Source organism: Veillonella parvula, assembly GCF_047241225.1.
Classification (GTDB): domain Bacteria; phylum Bacillota; class Negativicutes; order Veillonellales; family Veillonellaceae; genus Veillonella; species Veillonella parvula_O.
Window position 1 is genome coordinate 1 of record NZ_JBKTIE010000001.1, and the last position, 17,254, is coordinate 17,254.

Below are 17,254 nucleotides of genomic sequence, written 5' to 3' on the forward strand. Positions count from 1 at the left end.
AAACGCCGAAAGTACTTGGCTGGAGACGGCCTGGGAGGATAGGAAGCTGCTGATTGAAGCAAAGGCACACCTGAGGGTGTGTCTTTTTTTATGTATGGCTTTCTATCCTCCCAGGAGACCTGGTGAGTAGGGCAAGTTAAAGGTAATAAGAATAAAACGACGATAGATTCACTGCATCGCTTAGTTCATTATTTTTTAATTATATTATCAATTAATTGATAATATAATTAATGAAGGTCTAATTATAAATTTTAATAATTACTATTTATTACATATTCTATTCATGCATAGAATTATCACTATTTTATATAGATCTCTGTTTAACCTAGTAAATACGTGCTTTGTAGATATTTTTCTGATATTTAATAATATACCAAAATGTACCAAAAATTACTCGTTTTGATTATATTTCATATCACTTTCACTATGTTTTCACGAATTATCTATATACTAGCTATAGTTGATTGAGATCAACTAAGGAAATGGAGGTCTACTACTAATAACTTTTACCTGTCCCTTTTACAAATAATACAAACAACACAAAACAATACAACACATAAAACAACACTTAAATACACAACAATACTCTCCCTGTGTATAAACAAAACAATACATATACAAAACTCTCTAATTATATATACCATCTCCCGTATATATAAAGGTAAAAGTTAGGTAGACATAAGAGCCCTTGAGAAAGGGCTCTTTTCCTTTAATAATCACTATTATTTTATCGATTAAAAGGCCTTTATTTCTTGACAGAGTATGTAATATTTGTTAAACTAATCAAGTATCAAGCAAAGCTTGATGAACATAGGGGTATAGCTCAATTGGTAGAGTAGCGGTCTCCAAAACCGTTGGTTGTGGGTTCAAGTCCTACTGCCCCTGCCAAATTTTGGATGGCGGTCTTCGGACCGCATGTCCATAAAATTACTCAAAAAATATTAAAAAATGCTTGCGTAGCTGCAATCATTATGTTAATATAAGTGAGTACCTTGTACATGACTCAGTAGCTCAGCTGGATAGAGCGTTTGACTACGAATCAAAAGGCCAGGGGTTCGAATCCCTTCTGGGTCACCAAATTAAAGCATCACAGTAATGTGGTGCTTTTTTATTTTGCTTTTTATATGTATATAAAGGACTCTACATATTTATGTAGGGTCCTTTTATGAGCTAATAATCTTTATTTAATTAACTAAGTTTTATTATTTCGCATGTGGCTGATCTGATTCAGCTACTACGTTAACGACGATTTCTTGATCTGCAGAAATAAGATTCATAATGATGGGGATTGGCTGTCCGATGGCTTCAGCTATAGCTTTAATTTGTCGCATTGCAACAGGATGAGGTGTCGTTCCATCGCTTTGAAATAATTCTTCCAATTGGTTGATTTCTGTTTGCCTTAGATTCGATTTATTTGCGAATTCTTCGACCGTCATATTATGTTGTTCGCGATAGCTTTTAATGATTTCACCGATATACATAATCGCCTCCACTTGAATTATATTAATACATTTTTATTTTATGTGAAAGTTTGATAAAACTCAAGTTAGATTAAAATGATACTTCATATTATTGATACATAATGGTTTTATATTATAAGATGAACATACAATGATACTGAAATATATGGAAATGAAAAGAGGTTTGCTATGATGACGAATAGAAAACAACTTTTAATTGTTTATATATGTTTAGCATTAGGGGCTTGGAGTGCTAGCGCGGGCGTCAGTTTTAGTCAATCAAACGGCGATGCAAATCGAACGAGTCGAGATAATACGACAGTACAGCATAGGTCTGAAAAAACTGTTGACGATTCTGACCAAGGCAGTTCTGTCATTGCATCGTATTACAAGGATGGCAAAAAAAAGAAGAAAAAGAGCACTGCTGCTGAAGAGCCTAAGCTTTCAGAGAAACAAAAAGCAACTAAAGAATTGAATGAACATTCTTGGGTAGAGGAAGCGGGAAAACATCCGTTACCGTATGAGGTTGTAGAAGGGAAAGCGGTCAGTGAAGAAGAATTAGCCCACTGGTGGAAGGTTTTTAACGATCCTGTCTTGGATCAATTAATTGATTTGACCCTCAAAAATAATCGGCAGTTAGAGGTAGCTCGTTCTCGAGTTAGACAAGGGCGGTTACAGTTGGGTATTGCTGAAGCACAGCGATTACCTTGGCTAGATGCTTCCGGTTCATGGTCGGTTAATAGAGGTCAGGGCGAATGGGATTCGGACCGAGAAGCAATAAAGAATTTGCCTATACCTGATAAGATGACGAGAAATGTAGAAACCGGTAAATTAGGAATTGATGCGCGATGGGAAATTGATATATTCGGGAGACAAAAAGCAAAATCACGAGCTGCATCGAATTCGTTACAAGCATCACAGGCGGATTTATATTCCACCTGGGTATCATTGAGCGCGGAAACAGCATTACAGTATATGTCGTTAAGAACTTTACAGGAGCAATTGCGCATAACGGAAGAGGATGTGAAGCGTCAGCAGGAAGCGTTGGAACTGATTAAGATAAACTATCAGTCTGGTATTATCAACGAATTACCTGTACAACAGGCTACATATGCATTATCTCAGACTCAAGCGGAGATTCCTTCATTAAAGAAAAATATAGCTTCCACAATGTCCGCGCTCTCTATATTGACGGGAACGGTTCCGGGTGAGGTTGACGGGTTATTGATGGAAAATACTTCATTACCTGCGGTGGATCCACACATGTTTATCGGTATACCGGCGGAAGCTTTACGACAACGGCCTGATATTCAGGCGGCGGAACGACGTATTGCGGCACAACAACAGAAAACCAAGGCTGCAAAGGCTGACCTTAAGCCTAGATTTTCATTAAATGGCAGTATAGGCTTGGAGTCGTTTTCATCGGGAGGTCTTATTTCGGCTATCGGTAAAATGATAGGAATAGGACCATCTATCACTATGCCTATTTTCAATGCCGGTGCTATTCGTAAGAATATAAAGGTACAAACAGAAAAGGAACAGGAATACTTGGCACTTTACGAAGAGACTGTTTTGAAAGCTGTAGGGGAGGTCCGAAATGCGGTAACGGATGCATCTCAGGATCATATTAAGTCTGAGGAATTGAAATCTGCTGTAGAATCTGCACAGCAAGCAGAATCTTTGGCGCAAACCAATTTTGACTCCGGTCTTAGCGATTACTTAAGTGTTCTTGATGCACGACGAAATGTATTGTCTGCAAGGCGGCAATATATCATGAGTCGGGGGCAAGAGTTTGCTGATACCGTTCGTTTATTCAAATCCTTAGGCGGTGGTTGGGAAGCCATGGACATGGATCAGGAGGCAGAGGCGGACTCGCATGCTAAGAAATAGTGTGAGAAACGGGGAATGATTATGAAAGAGAAACTTGATGTCCTTAAACGTTGGATGGCGAATAATAAAAAAAAGTGCGTAGGTATAATGATTGCTTTTCTAATAATTTTGGGTGGCGTAGGATATTATGCTTATAATCAATACGAAGCGTACATGGCCTCTCATCACATCGTGTTGCAAGGTAATGTGAATCTGCGGGAAGTGAATGTTGCATTTCGGGGAAGTGATCGGATTGCCAGCCTTTTGGTGGATGAAGGTGCGGTCGTGAGCCAAGGGCAGATTTTGGGGTATTTACATTCTGATGAATTGAATCTTGCTGTACAGAAGGCTAAGGCTACCATTGCGGCACAGAAAGCTATAGTGGACAAGTTGCAAGCCGGCAGTAGACCAGAAGAAATCGCGCAAGCATCGGCACGAGTTACATCTGCAGAAGCTGCGTTAGCTCAATCGAAACAAGAAGCAGAGAAGTTACAAAAATCATATAATGCTTCAAATGGTAAGGCCGTCAGTCGACAGTCTGTAGATGATATACAGGCGAAGGTGAAAGTATCGGAAGCCAAATTAAATGAGGCTCAGCAAGCATACAATTTAGCTGTCGCAGGGCCAAGACAGGAAGATATAGCACAGGCCCAAGCACAATTGGATTCGATGAAAAGTGAATTGGCTCGTCAGGAGTTTTTGTTAAACCAAACTGTATTAACGGCTCCTATAGACGGTGTTATAACGGCCCGATTATTACAGGTCGGTGATATGGCTTCACCGAATACACCTGTATTTAAGTTAGCTGAGAATACTAAGAAATGGATCCGTGTGTATGTGAACGAACGGGATTTAGGGAAAATTTATAATGGTATGGATGCGAATGTGACGACGGATACCAATAAGAATGAACCGATTCACGGCACAATCGGATATATATCCTCCGTAGCGGAATTTACACCTAAATCGGTAGAAACGGAGGATGTGCGTACTACACTTGTGTATGAAGTGCGGGTATATGTGGATGACCCGAATAATCGCCTTCGTTTAGGAATGCCTGCCACTGTTTCCATTGATATATAGAGGTGTGCGGTGAATGATGTATATGCAATCAAAGCGTCACAATTATATAAAGAATTTCCCCTTGTTGGAGCTGATCCTATAATAGCATTGGACCATTTGGATTTTAAAATTCGGAAAGGCTGTTTAACTGCGTTGGTTGGGCCAGATGGGGCGGGGAAAACGACTTTGATTCGTTTAATTGCAGGTTTATTGGATGCCACGTCTGGCTCTTTAGATGTCCTTGGAATGAATGTGAAAGCATATTCGCAGGAAGTTCAAGATAAACTCAGTTATATGCCTCAGAAGTTTGGGCTTTATGAGGAATTATCCGTCAGTGAAAACATGAATCTCTATGCAGATTTACATGGTGTCCCTTTGGGGGAGAGAACGGAACGGTTCGAAAAATTACTGCATATGACGGGGCTATCAAAATTTACTAAGCGTCCTGCCGGTAAATTGTCGGGCGGTATGAAGCAAAAGCTTAGTTTAGCCTGTACCTTGGTGCGTTCTCCAGAGTTATTATTGCTTGATGAGCCTACCGTAGGGGTCGATCCATTTTCAAGGCGAGAGTTATGGGAGATTTTAGAGTCGTTAGTACATACAGATGGAATCAGCGTACTTGTTAGTACTGCATACTTAGATGAGGCGGAGCGTTGTAAAGATGTTTTCGTCCTTAATAAAGGGCGGTTTTTAGCAACTGGGACACCGAATGAATTGACTCAAATGTCTGAGGGGCGATGCTTTCAGGTAAAAATTCCGAAGTCATTGAGCATGCGAAATGTACAGGCCGCATTGATGGATGATAGAAAATGCGTGGCAGATGCAGTTCCGGAGGCTAGTACCGTACGATATATAAAAACGAAAGAAATGCTTTCGATTCCTTGGCTTAGCGAGTACGGTATGGAGGAACAATCAGTTCAAAGCCGTTTGGAAGATACCTTTATGATGCTGTTAAAAGAGGATGAGTTTACTTCGAAACAGAGGACTTCCCTTTTAGATACTATCGATATGGACTTGGATGAAAGTGCGATAGAGAAAGAACGAAAGCGTTTGTTGTCCCCCAATGAAATGGTTGAGCGTCCAGTAGAAATTTCCGTATCTCATTTGGTGAGAACATTCGGTGATTTTACGGCGGTAGCTAATACATCATTTACGGTACAGCGCGGAGAAGTATTCGGATTGCTTGGACCAAACGGAGCTGGCAAGACGACGACATTTCGTATGTTGTGTGGATTATTACCTGTAACGAGCGGTGATTTACGTGTAGCTGGCGTTGATGTCGTTAAATCTCGTACGGCGGCAAGAAGCAATTTCGGATATGTAGCGCAGAAGTTTTCTTTGTACGGTAATCTGTCTGTTATGGAAAACTTGAATTTTTTTGCCGGTGTGTACGGCCTTCACGGACAGAAGAAGCTTGATCGTATAGAAGCCGTTATCAGTGAGTTTCGTCTAAATGATGTGCGCGATATGATAGCCGGTGATTTGCCTGGTGGTTATAAACAGCGCTTGTCCATGGCGACTGCCTTAATGCATGAGCCAAAAATTCTTTTCTTGGATGAGCCCACAAGTGGTATTGATCCTCTTACGCGGCGTAATTTCTGGCGACAGATTACTTCTTTATCAAAGCGAGGAACAACGATTATTATTACGACTCATTTTATGGATGAATCGGAATATTGTGACCGTATTATGATTCAGGATGCAGGGAAACTCGTTGTACTGGGAACACCTGATGAAGTTAGACGGACTGCTGGCGACGAGACTTGTACTATGGATGAAGCGTTTATCTCCGTCATACTGGAAAAACGGGAACAGGAGGAGGACGTATGAACGGATTTATAAGACGGTTTTCCTCATTGGTATATAAGGAAACCTCACAAGTATTGCGCGACCCCAGCACTATTTTGTTGGGTGTTGTACTACCTATACTACTTATCATCCTCATCGGCTCAGGGGTTACTTTGGATGTTAAACACGTGCCGATAGCAGTGGTTATGGAACGTCAAGATTCGATGACCCAAAGTGTGTATGACTCCTTATACGGCTCTGAGTACTTTCAACCTATAGCGGTTCGCGATAGAAAAACGGCGGAACTATTGATGGAAAAACGAAAGGTAGATGCCATATTGGTGATTCCACAGGACTTTTCTGATCAAATTATGCGTGGACAAGGGAAAGTGCAGGGGATTTACTATGGTGTCGATACTTCGGTAGCGATGAGTATAGAAAGTTATGTAAACTCAGCTATTAACTTATGGGCCGTTAAGAATATTCCGTTTATGCTACGTGGTGGATATATAACAATGAACCCTCGCATGTGGTTTAATGAGGCAAATACAAGTACCTGGTTTTTGATTCCCGGGCTTATTATGATTATCATGACGATTGTATCCGTTTTTCTTACGGCTGTCGTTATGGCTAGAGAATGGGAACGTGGTACTTTTGAGGCTTTATTCGTTACACCAGTTAAGCCTATTGAAATTATTTTGGCTAAGGTAGTGCCTTATTATGTATTGGCCATGTTGGGGCTGTTGTTTTGCCTCGGTGTTTCGTATTTCTTTTATGAAGTACCTATGCGTGGTTCCTTATGGATCATCTGCATTGTGTCCACATTGTATTTGATTGTTTCTTTAAATATGGGACTACTTATATCTGCGTTTACGAAGAAACAGTTCTTAGCTTGTCAAATGGCATTACTCACCAGTTTTTTACCAGCTTTAATATTGACGGGTTTTTTATTTGATCCACATTCACAACCTGTGGTGATTCAATATATTTCACGGCTTTTACCTCCTACATATTTTTTAGAATTACTGAAATCATTGTTCCTAGGTGGAAATAACTGGTATTTGATTATTAAAAATAGTGCCGTATTATCGGGGTGTGCTATTTGCTTTACAATATTGACAATTTATATTACGCGGAAGAAGGTGGAATAATGAATTGGCGCCTGTATTGGAATCAAATTGTCTCCATCATATGGAAAGAGCTATTAGCCACCTTTAAAGATCCGAAAACTCGTATAATCTTACTGTTACCGGTCATTATTCAAGGGTTCCTCTTCGGTTATGCCGCAACCTATAATCTCAACAAGGTTCCCTATGTATTGATTGATGAAAGTCATACGCAGACCGCAGCTGCATTAGAATCGACTATTAATTCATCCGGTGTTTTTGAACTGTATCAATCTGCGAACTCTCCGGATATAATCGCACCATTAATAGACTCCAACAAGGTTATTATGGCGGTTATCATACCTCAGGATTTTGAAGAAAACTTAAAGCATAAACAACCTACATCTATTACTGTTATTGTAAATGGAACGAATACAATGACTTCAGGTCTTGCCACAGCCTATATGGGGCAAATCATTTCTCAATTCAATCAGACTTGGTTAGGTGTTGAGCATAAGGGAATCACAATTGAATCTCGTACCTGGTACAATGAAAATCAGCAGTCTTCTTGGACTTTCTTGACAGGTCTCGTTATATTGATCAGTATGACACAAGTTATCATGTTGGGGGGGCTATCTGTGGCACGAGAACGAGAGCAGGGGACCTTTGATCAATTATTGGTAACGCCCGTATCATCTATGCAAATTTTGGTTGCAAAGTCTATACCACCCATGTTAATAGGACTGTTTCAAAGTACTGTATTGTTATTAATAGCCATGTTTTGGTTTAAAGTTCCATTTCGGGGCAATATATTTCTTGTGTATGCCGTGTTGTTTACGTTTATAAGTAGTAGCATTGGATTGGGGTTATCTATTTCGGCTATTGCAAAAAATATGCAGCAAGTTCTCGTATATGTTTTTGTCTTTCTTTTTCCACTAGCCTTATTGTCCGGATTAATCACACCTGTACATAATATGCCGAAAATATTGCAATATCTTACATATGGAAATCCTATGCGGTTTTCTGTTGAGGCAATGCGCAGAATTTATCTAGAAGGTGCAGGATTGACGGATATTTGGTTTAACTTTATTCCTATGATTATATTAACTATTGTTACTATGTCAATGGCGGGGTGGTTGTTTAGAAATCGTGTGGGATAAGTTTGTTTTCTAGCTAGTTGAATTATTAATTTCTGTTATAACAATACGGCAGAACTATATAGCTTTTTTTTATTAATAAATATGCTTTTGCCGTATTGACGAAATGAATTTAGACTGTTAGAATAAAAGCATAGAAAACATCATATTTGGGAATAGGTGCTGAAAAGCATAATAGAGAAGCTGGTTAAATGCCAGCACGGTCCCGCCACTGTATGGTCGAGCGAGTCTAAATTAAGTCACTGGGAAACTGGGAAGGCTAGATGAGCGATGAAGCCGAGTCAGGAGAACTGCCTATTCAACATTCACCATTTGACCTACGAGAGATAGGGAGGAGAAGTTAATAGCTCCTTTTTACGTATCCGTAAAAAGGATTTTTTAGTTCTATAGGATTTAAATTGTATTATATTTAATTTAGATTTTAGTTCTATACGACCTAAATGTCGTGCTATGGTCATGGTGGATTTACCTTCTTGGTATTACCAGCATGACGTATGTTATGACTGTTAATATATTTTATGGTAAATGTAGGGCATGCATTTATTCATCATCATCCTAAAAAAGAGGCTGACCCAGGGTTCTAGTAGTTCGGATTCTGGGTCAGTCTCTTTTTATTTTGCAAATATTAATTATCAGTAAGAACTTTTAGATTGAGACCTGTAGCGTTAAGGTTTAGATGAGGCGTTAAGCGTTAATATATATACAATTGTAGAGTTAAGAGTTTTTAGATTTAGAATTTGTTTTAGGTTTACGTAAATTGTAAGGTTTAGATAGTTATTATCCTTGGAATATATTTTTCGATGTATGAATTTTAAGTCATTTATAAAAAAATGATTGACGATGAATTCCATACATGATATTATTATTTCAGTTGAGACGCGGGAGTGGCGGAATTGGCAGACGCACCAGACTTAGGATCTGGCGCCTTACGGCGTGGGGGTTCAAGTCCCTTCTCCCGCACCAACTTTATTGCACCTATTGCACCTTTAGAGGTGTATTTTTTTTGCCTAAATTAAGTATTAACGTGGATATTTATATCGATAAACACATACATTTTGATAGGAAGATAGGTACAGATTTAACTACTACGTTATATGTTATAATAAATGAATTAGAACTATTTAATTAATACAATCATAGTAATACTATATGGTGCAGTATGGATAATACATTAACAAAACTGCTTTCACAGAACCCATCCTTTGTGGATGGGCTAAACGCATTTCAGCGAAAGGGGAAGTCAGTCATATATGGTCTTAGCGGATCTCAAAAGAGTTTCCTCTTAAGTCAATCTTTTTCTGCAGGTCTTACAAAACCTGTAGTCATCGTAGTCCATGATAAGGACCATAAAGAGATGTGGGAACGGGACTTAGCTTTTTTCATGCCTAATGTGCCAGTCTTATCATTTCCTACAACAGATCATGTAGACTTTACGACTGTGGCTCGCAGTCTTGAAGACCAAGGTGCGCAGATGCGAGCATTAGCACTGTTGGCGTGGCAAGAGCCGGCAGTAGTCATTGCCAATGCTGAAGAGGTTACACAGTATGTTGTATCTCCTCATTACTTAAAGGGACAATCGTTGCATTTTGCTTTAAATGATGCGATTGAACGTGATGTAGTCCTTGAACAGCTCGTAACAATTGGATATGAACGCGTAGACCAGGTGGAACAACGTGGTCATTTTGCCGTGCGTGGAGATATTTTGGATATTTATCCTGTAAATAGTGATCATCCGATTCGTATTGAATTCTTTGGCGATGAGATCGATACATTGCGTTTCTTCTCCGTTGAGAATCAACGTTCCATTGAGCAAATTGAATCCTACACGGTGACGCCTTTCTTTCTTGGTAAAAGTGATGCAGAAAGTACTTTATTATCTTATGTGAAAGAGGGCACTCTAATTTATGATGAGCCAGGTCGTATTCAAGAAGCATTAAAGAAATTCCTTAAGGAAGATCCTACACATCGGAAAAATCATTGTGATTGGAATGAACTACAACGCACTGTAGATTCTATGAATCAAGTGGCTTTCACATTTATGCAACAACGCTCTATTGGTCTCACTGGATTTAACCCTATTGGTATTCAAGGGAAGACGATGACGAGCTTTGAGCGTCAAATTCCCCTATTAACAGACGAAATAAACCAATGGCATCGTTTAAATCACCAAGTGGTACTAGTATTAAATAATCAGCAACGACGAGAAGGTATTGAGCGTGCCCTTGAAGGGGAAAATATTGCATTTACTCATAGTGATACATGGATAGCAAAGCCGAACACTGTCGTTATTTTAAAAGGATTATTAACAGATGGTTTTGAATTGCCCAATAGCCATCTCGTAGTTGTCGTAGAAGGTAATATTTACGGACAACAAAAGCGCAAGCTTCGAAATAAGCCTAAAAAGGGCCAAGAGATCAATTATTTCACGGATTTAACACCTGGTGACTATGTAGTACATAGTATGCATGGTATCGGCAAGTATATTGGTCTCAAAACAATTGAAACGGAAGGCATTCACCGCGATTATATTGAGATTGCTTATGCTGGAACGGACAAACTGTTCTTACCAGCTAATAATTTAGATCAACTGCAAAAATATATTGGCAACGAAGGTGATGTGCCACGTATTAATAAGATGGGTGGCCGTGACTGGGCTAAAGTTGTTACAAAGGCAAAAAAATCCATTGATGATTTGGCAGATAAGCTCGTTGAGATATATGCACAACGAGAAATCACAGAAGGCTTTGCATTCTTGCCGGATCAACCATGGCAGCAAGAGTTTGAAGATGCGTTCCCATATGAGGAGACGGAAGACCAGTTACAGGCTACGGCGGAAATTAAAGAATCTATGGAACGACCTGTTCCTATGGATCGCTTGCTCGCTGGTGATGTAGGCTTTGGTAAAACGGAAGTGGCTATGCGCGCCATTTTTAAGGCCGTTATGAGCGGTAAACAAGTAGCGGTACTTGTACCGACCACGGTATTAGCACAGCAACATTTCCAAACCTTTTTAAATCGATTTGCTCCATTCGGGGTTAAAGTAGATGTACTCAATCGATTCCGAACTACATCAGAGAAAAAGCAAATTCTTAAAGGCGTAGAGGATGGATCTATTGATATTCTCATTGGAACCCATTCATTACTTAACAAAAAGGTGGTATTCAAAGACTTAGGAATGCTTGTTGTAGACGAGGAGCAACGCTTTGGGGTAGCACAGAAAGAAAAGTGGAAAGAGTGGGCTAGCAATATCGATGTACTCACCTTGAGTGCTACACCGATTCCGCGGACTTTACATATGTCCCTCGTTGGCGTTCGAGAAATGTCTGTTATCAATACTCCACCAGAGGAGCGCTTACCTGTTCAAACCTATGTGGTGGAATACGATATGAATCTCATCGCAGATGCTATCAAGCGAGAATTGGCGAGGGGCGGACAGGTTTACTTTGTATATAATCGTGTTGCATCCATTAATCATATGGGAGAGCTATTAGCGGCTGCCTTGCCTGATTTACGCTATGCTATCGCTCATGGACAGATGACAGGCCGTCAAATTGAGGAGATTATGACCGATTTCTATGAAGGTCATTATGATGTGCTCTTGTCCACGAGTATCATTGAAACCGGCTTAGATATTCCTAACGCCAATACTATCATTATTTATGATGCGGATCGTTTAGGTTTATCTCAGCTATACCAAATGCGAGGGCGTGTAGGCCGTTCTCGTAGACGTGCTTATGCATACTTTATGTATCGGCCAGATAAAATACTTTCAGAGGCAGCTGAAAAGCGTTTAAAAGCTATAGAGGAGTTCACTGAGCTCGGCGCAGGATTTAAGTTAGCCATGAGAGATTTAGAGATTCGCGGTGCCGGTAATCTATTAGGCTCACAGCAACATGGTAATATCGCATCTGTCGGCTTTGGTATGTACGTGAGTATGTTAGAAGAGGCGATTGCAAAGGCTCAAAATAAAGAAGTTGAGCGAGATGTATCCATTGATCCAGCTATCGACTTAGAGGTAGATGCGTTTATTGATGATGCGTATATCAAAGATAGTGCTCGTAAGATTTCTGTATACCAACGATTGTTACATATTAAATCTAAAGAGCAACTCGACGATATGACGGATGAGCTCATTGATCGCTTCGGTACACCAACCGATCCAGTAGACCGTTTGTTGCGCATTGCTCAAATTAAGGAGCAAGCACGTCTACTGGGCATTAAGAGTATCGTCCGTAGAGATAAGCAACTCACTATCCATTGGCATGACGATTCTAAAATGGCCGATTGGGATATGGGGGCTGTACCAGAAGATTTATGGAAAAAAATGAAGTTTATGGATACCAAACCAGCCACATTATATGTGAGCCTTAATGGTATGAAAGGTTCTATTTTGACCATTACGGAAGCGGTGATAAAGGCTCTTAGCCACAAGTCACCGACTAAGGAGGGCCTATGAATCGATTTTTAAAGGGTGCCATGATTTTAACCTTAGCCGGTATTATCGTGAAGGTCATCGGTGCGTTTAGTAAAGTTCTTATCGCACGGATTTTAGGTGGTGAAGGGATTGGCCTATATATGATGGCCTATCCAATCTATCAAATTATCGTTAGTATTTCTGCTGCAGGTATTCCTGTAGCCATATCTATTATGATTGCGGAAAAGCTTGCTAATGATGATATGCGAGGCGTACAACAAGTATTTTTTGTATCATTAAGGGTACTCGCTATTTTAGGCTTTGTGTTCAGTTTGGCCTTATATGGTAGTGCACAATGGCTCGTAGACAATCAAATCATCACCGATCCACGTGCTTTAATTGCTATTCAGCTATTATCTCCAGCCATTTTTGTAGTGACTATCCTAAGCTGTTTTAGAGGGTATTTCCAAGGTTTCCAATACATGGTACCTACTGGTATGAGTCAAGTATTTGAACAGATCTTTCGCGTGTCTTCTATGGTAGGTTTGGCATACTACTTCATTGATCGAGGACTTCATTTGGCGGCAGGTGGTGCGACCTTTGCTACATTCCCAGGCGTATTGGCGGGGTTACTTGTATTAATTTATTTTTACTACCGACAACGCAATATTCGAGAAAAAATGTTTTCACAACAGAATCCTAATGCCATTTGTGAAAGTAACGGCACCGTAGTTAAACGATTGTTTAGTCTTGCCATACCGGTTTCTATGGCGAATATTATGCTTCCGATGGTATCACTCATTGATACATTTATCGTCCCAAAACGATTGATGGATATTGGATACTATCTCAATGAAGCAACCACACAATTTGGTTATCTGACGGGTATGGCAACATCTCTGATTGGGTTGCCGATCATTCTAACTACATCCTTAGCCGCTAGTCTTGTACCAGCCGTATCTGAGGCACATACTCAAGGTGATGTACATCGCATCGTGAAACGGGCGGAAACGGCGATTAAAATTGCTAATATGTTTACGATTCCAGCCTGCATTGGACTTTGTGTACTAGCTACGCCAATATCACAACTAATATATGCAACACCTCATGCAGGACCTGTTATTGCTGTTATTAGCTTGAGTATTGTGTTCCTCGGTTGGCAGCAGGTTACTGCAGGTGTTTTGCAAGGGTTAGGAAGAACAATAATTCCTATGGTATCGATTTTTATAGGCTTATTAGTGAAGACATTCTTAGATTATGAATTGACAGGTAGTATTGAGTTGGGCATTAATGGTGCGGCTTGGGCGACGAATTTAAACTTTGCTATTGCAGCGCTTATTAACTATATTTTTGTAAAAAGATATGTAGGTTCGGTACTGAACACATTAGAGTTATTAAAAATAATAGTATCTGCCATGGCCATGGGCGGTGCTACACAAGTCATCTATGTGAGCACTGTTGATTTATTAGGCAATGGTGGCGCTGTGGCTGCAGCAATTGTAGTGGCTATTTTTGTATATGGTTTATCGTTATGGCTTACTAAAGCTGTCGTAAAAGATGATATTTACCATTTCCCAATCATAGGCAAGCGCTTACAAGCTAGACGCAATAGGGAGGAAGCAAAGCTATATGAAGAACAATATTGATATTCAACCTTTAGTCGATGTAGTGAAAACTTTGCGTGCACCAAATGGCTGTCCTTGGGATCAAAAGCAAACGCATGAATCTTTACGCCGCTATTTTATAGAAGAGACTTACGAGGTAGTAGATGCCATTGATAATAAAGATATGCCAAATCTTCGTGAAGAGTTAGGTGATGTATTATTGCAAGTTGTCTTTCACAGTCAATTAGCAGAGGAGGCTGGTCATTTTACATTTCAAGATGTAATTAATGATGTTGCTGAAAAAATGATTCGTCGTCATCCTCGTGTTTTTAATCCTGAAAAAGATGAAAAGTCATACACTTGGGATGAATTAAAGGCACAAGAAAAGAAAAATATTCAAAATTCTGTATTGGATGGTGTATCGAAAAGTTTACCTGCTTTAATGGCGGCTTATAAGCTCCAAGAAAAGGCTGCAAAGCTAGGATTTGACTGGGATGAGCTTGATCCTGTTTGGGCTAAAGTTTCCGAAGAAATGGGGGAATTTAAGGAGGCTATTGACCAAAATAATAGAGAAAATATGGAAAAAGAAGCAGGAGATGTGCTTTTTTCCTTGATTAATCTATTCAGATGGTATAAAATAAGCGGTGAAAATGCACTAAATCGCACAAACACAAAGTTCCGACAGCGTTTTTTACATGTAGAAGCTTGTGTTAACCAAAGCGATCGCTCATGGGAAGACTTTTCATTAGCTGAGCTGGATGCTTTTTGGGAGGAGGCTAAAGTGCAGGAAAAGTAACCTAGAGGTTTATACACTTCTAAGGTATTGTAATTTTAAGGAGGTTCTGTCATGAACAAAACAGAATTAATCGCAAGTGTTGCACAAAAAACTGAATTAACTAAAAAAGATGCTGAAAAAGCAGTGAAAGCTGTATTTGACACAGTAGCTCAAGAATTAGCAGCTGGTGGTAAAGTACAAGTTATCGGCTTCGGTACTTTCGAAGTTCGTGAACGCGCAGCTCGTGAAGGCCGTAACCCACAAAACGGTAAAACTATCACAATTGCAGCTTCCAAATCTCCTGCATTCAAAGCTGGTAAAGGTTTGAAAGAACAAGTTAACGCTGCAAAAGCTAAAAAACGCAAAAAATAATCCATATTGGATGTGAAAGAGACCTTTCGAGGTCTCTTTTTTTTATCTATTTATGGTATAATGCACAGAGAAAGGGTGCATTATGAATAATGAAACATCAAGGAAGGTTCTCATCGTGTCCGCCTCAATCGGCACTGGACATATGCAAGCCGCAAGAGCCATAGAAGAATATTGGAAAGAAAAAGAGCCACAAGCATCAATTACTCATGTTGATTTTCTTGATACAGAAACTATGTCTGTAGAGCATTTAATTAAGGGTACCTATATCAAGATGATTGACGTATTCCCCATGCTCTATGATATGATTTATCGCGTATCGAAAGGGGAAAAACGAGGTACCATTATGCAAACCGCATTGTCGTACCTACTTAAAAGCCGCATGCTTAAACTAGTACAACAAGAAGAGCCAGATGTAATGGTCTTTACACATCCATTTCCTTGTGGGGCGGCATCGATTTTAAAACGTCAAGGTCATATAAATGTACCACTAGTGGCTATTATGACAGACTTTAGTAGTCATCAGTTTTGGCTCTATCCACAGATTGATGTTTACTATGTTGCAACAGAATCTATGGTACCTGAAATGGTAGCTTCAGGTATCGATGAATCTCGTATTCATGTATCTGGCATTCCAGTGCGGCGATCTTTTTTCCGTGATGCTATTGAAGAGTATAGCTTAGAGGAACCTGTGAAAGTTCTTGTTATGGGGGGTGGCCTGGGTTTAGGCTCTCTTGAGACGGCTTTAAAACATCTAGATGAAGTAAATGGTATTGGTGAGATTACCGTTGTAGCTGGACAAAATACGTCTCTTTACGAATCGTTAGTTGTACTTAGTGAATCTATGAAGACGAAGACCACCGTATATGGTTATACTACCAATATTTCTGAGCTCATGAAATCATCGTCTTTGCTCGTTACAAAACCTGGTGCATTGACCTGTATGGAGGCTGTTACAATCGGATTGCCAATGGTATTCTTTAATGCTATCCCAGGGCAGGAAGAGGCAAATGCAGAACTGTTAGAGCAACGGGGATGTGCTCGTTGGGCTCGCGATATTCACAACTTAGAAGATGTGGTAACTGCACTGTTAATTAATTCTCCGCGACTTCAACAAATGTCTGAACGTGCTCGCGAATGGCATGTGGATGGGGCTGCTGATATCGTAAATAGTCTCATTGAAATTTTAGATGCTAGTGCACAAGATGAGCTTGTGAAAGCTCAAGAGGCAATTAGCTAACCAATATAGAAAAAGCGATGACCTAAAGGGCCATCGCTTTTTTCTATTGATACTGTTCAATATGTTCTTTTCGAAGTTTTTGTAATGTAACTAAGAAAGCATCTGTACTTTCTGCACCATCCAATAGATCTTTTAATTGGTAAGAGTCATCAAGGGTAACACTCCATTGGAAGGAGTCGTTATCGTCGTACACATTGAATACGACTGGTGTCTCTAAGTCCTCTGGCATATAGCCGTCATCATCGGACACAGTTGCATACGTGCCATCCTCTAAGAGCTCAGTAAATAATGTGTCATACCCATCAATGTCGATAAGTTCAAAGTTGATACTTTCATAAAAGTCTAAAACTATATCCGTCGCCATGTGGACCTCCTCATGAATATATATGTTACGTTTATTCTACTGAGGG

Annotated in this window: 12 protein-coding genes, 3 tRNA genes, 1 pseudogene and 1 riboswitch; of the genes and pseudogenes, 14 read left to right on the forward strand and 2 right to left on the reverse strand. The window is 39.8% G+C overall.

The window, feature by feature from the left end:
• Positions 1-812: 812 nt before the first annotated feature.
• A tRNA-Trp gene (locus ACLRYO_RS00005) sits at positions 813-888 on the forward strand.
• Between the two features lie 112 nt (positions 889-1,000).
• A tRNA-Arg gene (locus ACLRYO_RS00010) sits at positions 1,001-1,077 on the forward strand.
• Between the two features lie 125 nt (positions 1,078-1,202).
• Here ACLRYO_RS00010 and ACLRYO_RS00015 read toward each other — a convergent pair.
• Positions 1,203-1,481, reverse strand: a complete 279-nt coding sequence (locus ACLRYO_RS00015) for a helix-turn-helix domain-containing protein (RefSeq protein ID WP_156697033.1) — start codon at positions 1,479-1,481, stop codon at positions 1,203-1,205.
• Between the two features lie 168 nt (positions 1,482-1,649).
• On the opposite strand from ACLRYO_RS00015, the gene ACLRYO_RS00020 reads away from it, so the two are divergent.
• The 12 genes and pseudogenes from ACLRYO_RS00020 to ACLRYO_RS00075 all read left to right on the forward strand — a co-directional run bounded on the left by ACLRYO_RS00020 (position 1,650) and on the right by ACLRYO_RS00075 (position 16,844).
• On the forward strand, positions 1,650-3,350 hold the full coding sequence (locus ACLRYO_RS00020) for an efflux transporter outer membrane subunit (protein ID WP_156697031.1): 1,701 nt from the start codon (positions 1,650-1,652) through the stop codon (positions 3,348-3,350).
• A 21-nt stretch (positions 3,351-3,371) separates the two neighbouring features.
• Entirely contained in the window at positions 3,372-4,412 is a 1,041-nt protein-coding gene (locus ACLRYO_RS00025) for an efflux RND transporter periplasmic adaptor subunit (protein ID WP_156697030.1), read from the forward strand.
• A 9-nt stretch (positions 4,413-4,421) separates the two neighbouring features.
• A pseudogene (locus tag ACLRYO_RS00030) lies at positions 4,422-4,919 on the forward strand (ABC transporter ATP-binding protein); the annotation flags it as partial.
• Positions 4,920-5,459: 540 nt separating this feature from the next.
• Complete coding sequence (locus ACLRYO_RS00035; RefSeq protein ID WP_413084674.1) at positions 5,460-6,221, forward strand: ABC transporter ATP-binding protein; 762 nt, start codon at positions 5,460-5,462, stop codon at positions 6,219-6,221.
• Positions 6,218-7,330 (forward strand): ABC transporter permease, encoded by a 1,113-nt coding sequence (locus ACLRYO_RS00040; protein WP_278468334.1) that lies wholly within the window; start codon positions 6,218-6,220, stop codon positions 7,328-7,330. Before ACLRYO_RS00035 ends, ACLRYO_RS00040 begins: the two co-directional genes overlap by 4 nt.
• Positions 7,330-8,445 (forward strand): ABC transporter permease, encoded by a 1,116-nt coding sequence (locus ACLRYO_RS00045; protein WP_156697027.1) that lies wholly within the window; start codon positions 7,330-7,332, stop codon positions 8,443-8,445. Before ACLRYO_RS00040 ends, ACLRYO_RS00045 begins: the two co-directional genes overlap by 1 nt.
• Positions 8,446-8,582: 137 nt before the next feature.
• A riboswitch (cobalamin riboswitch) is annotated at positions 8,583-8,755 on the forward strand.
• 565 nt (positions 8,756-9,320) lie between these two features.
• A tRNA-Leu gene (locus ACLRYO_RS00050) sits at positions 9,321-9,405 on the forward strand.
• 196 nt (positions 9,406-9,601) lie between these two features.
• Positions 9,602-12,898 carry a transcription-repair coupling factor gene (mfd, locus tag ACLRYO_RS00055; RefSeq protein ID WP_278468331.1) on the forward strand — a complete coding sequence of 1,099 codons (3,297 nt, stop codon included), beginning with the start codon at positions 9,602-9,604 and terminating at the stop codon, positions 12,896-12,898.
• The gene (locus ACLRYO_RS00060) at positions 12,895-14,502 is read left to right on the forward strand and encodes a polysaccharide biosynthesis protein (RefSeq protein WP_101928794.1); all 1,608 of its coding nucleotides are present in this window, start codon (positions 12,895-12,897) and stop codon (positions 14,500-14,502) included. The genes mfd and ACLRYO_RS00060 overlap by 4 nt, the downstream gene beginning before the upstream one ends.
• Positions 14,486-15,256, forward strand: coding sequence for a nucleoside triphosphate pyrophosphohydrolase (gene mazG / locus ACLRYO_RS00065; protein WP_101928795.1), 771 nt, complete (start codon positions 14,486-14,488; stop codon positions 15,254-15,256). Before ACLRYO_RS00060 ends, mazG begins: the two co-directional genes overlap by 17 nt.
• 51 nt (positions 15,257-15,307) lie before the next feature.
• Positions 15,308-15,607, forward strand: a complete 300-nt coding sequence (locus ACLRYO_RS00070; protein WP_004696710.1) for an HU family DNA-binding protein — start codon at positions 15,308-15,310, stop codon at positions 15,605-15,607.
• Positions 15,608-15,689: 82 nt separating this feature from the next.
• The gene (locus ACLRYO_RS00075) at positions 15,690-16,844 is read left to right on the forward strand and encodes an MGDG synthase family glycosyltransferase (RefSeq protein ID WP_278468328.1); all 1,155 of its coding nucleotides are present in this window, start codon (positions 15,690-15,692) and stop codon (positions 16,842-16,844) included.
• Between the two features lie 43 nt (positions 16,845-16,887).
• On the opposite strand, the gene ACLRYO_RS00080 is transcribed toward ACLRYO_RS00075, so the two are convergent.
• On the reverse strand, positions 16,888-17,208 hold the full coding sequence (locus ACLRYO_RS00080) for a hypothetical protein (protein ID WP_278468326.1): 321 nt from the start codon (positions 17,206-17,208) through the stop codon (positions 16,888-16,890).
• Between the last annotated feature and the right edge of the window lie 46 nt (positions 17,209-17,254).

What these genes read in the sequence shown, in the direction of transcription:
- ACLRYO_RS00025 (WP_156697030.1), top strand. Translation starts at nt 3,372, where the DNA reads ATGAAAGAGAAACTTGATGTCCTTAAACGTTGGATGGCGAATAATAAA.
- mazG (WP_101928795.1), top strand. Translation starts at nt 14,486, where the DNA reads ATGAAGAACAATATTGATATTCAACCTTTAGTCGATGTAGTGAAAACT.
- ACLRYO_RS00075 (WP_278468328.1), top strand. Translation starts at nt 15,690, where the DNA reads ATGAATAATGAAACATCAAGGAAGGTTCTCATCGTGTCCGCCTCAATC.
- ACLRYO_RS00045 (WP_156697027.1), top strand. Translation starts at nt 7,330, where the DNA reads ATGAATTGGCGCCTGTATTGGAATCAAATTGTCTCCATCATATGGAAA.
- ACLRYO_RS00015 (WP_156697033.1), bottom strand. Translation starts at nt 1,481, where the DNA reads ATGTATATCGGTGAAATCATTAAAAGCTATCGCGAACAACATAATATG.
- ACLRYO_RS00060 (WP_101928794.1), top strand. Translation starts at nt 12,895, where the DNA reads ATGAATCGATTTTTAAAGGGTGCCATGATTTTAACCTTAGCCGGTATT.
- ACLRYO_RS00020 (WP_156697031.1), top strand. Translation starts at nt 1,650, where the DNA reads ATGATGACGAATAGAAAACAACTTTTAATTGTTTATATATGTTTAGCA.
- ACLRYO_RS00040 (WP_278468334.1), top strand. Translation starts at nt 6,218, where the DNA reads ATGAACGGATTTATAAGACGGTTTTCCTCATTGGTATATAAGGAAACC.
- ACLRYO_RS00080 (WP_278468326.1), bottom strand. Translation starts at nt 17,208, where the DNA reads ATGGCGACGGATATAGTTTTAGACTTTTATGAAAGTATCAACTTTGAA.
- mfd (WP_278468331.1), top strand. Translation starts at nt 9,602, where the DNA reads ATGGATAATACATTAACAAAACTGCTTTCACAGAACCCATCCTTTGTG.
- ACLRYO_RS00035 (WP_413084674.1), top strand. Translation starts at nt 5,460, where the DNA reads ATGGTTGAGCGTCCAGTAGAAATTTCCGTATCTCATTTGGTGAGAACA.
- ACLRYO_RS00070 (WP_004696710.1), top strand. Translation starts at nt 15,308, where the DNA reads ATGAACAAAACAGAATTAATCGCAAGTGTTGCACAAAAAACTGAATTA.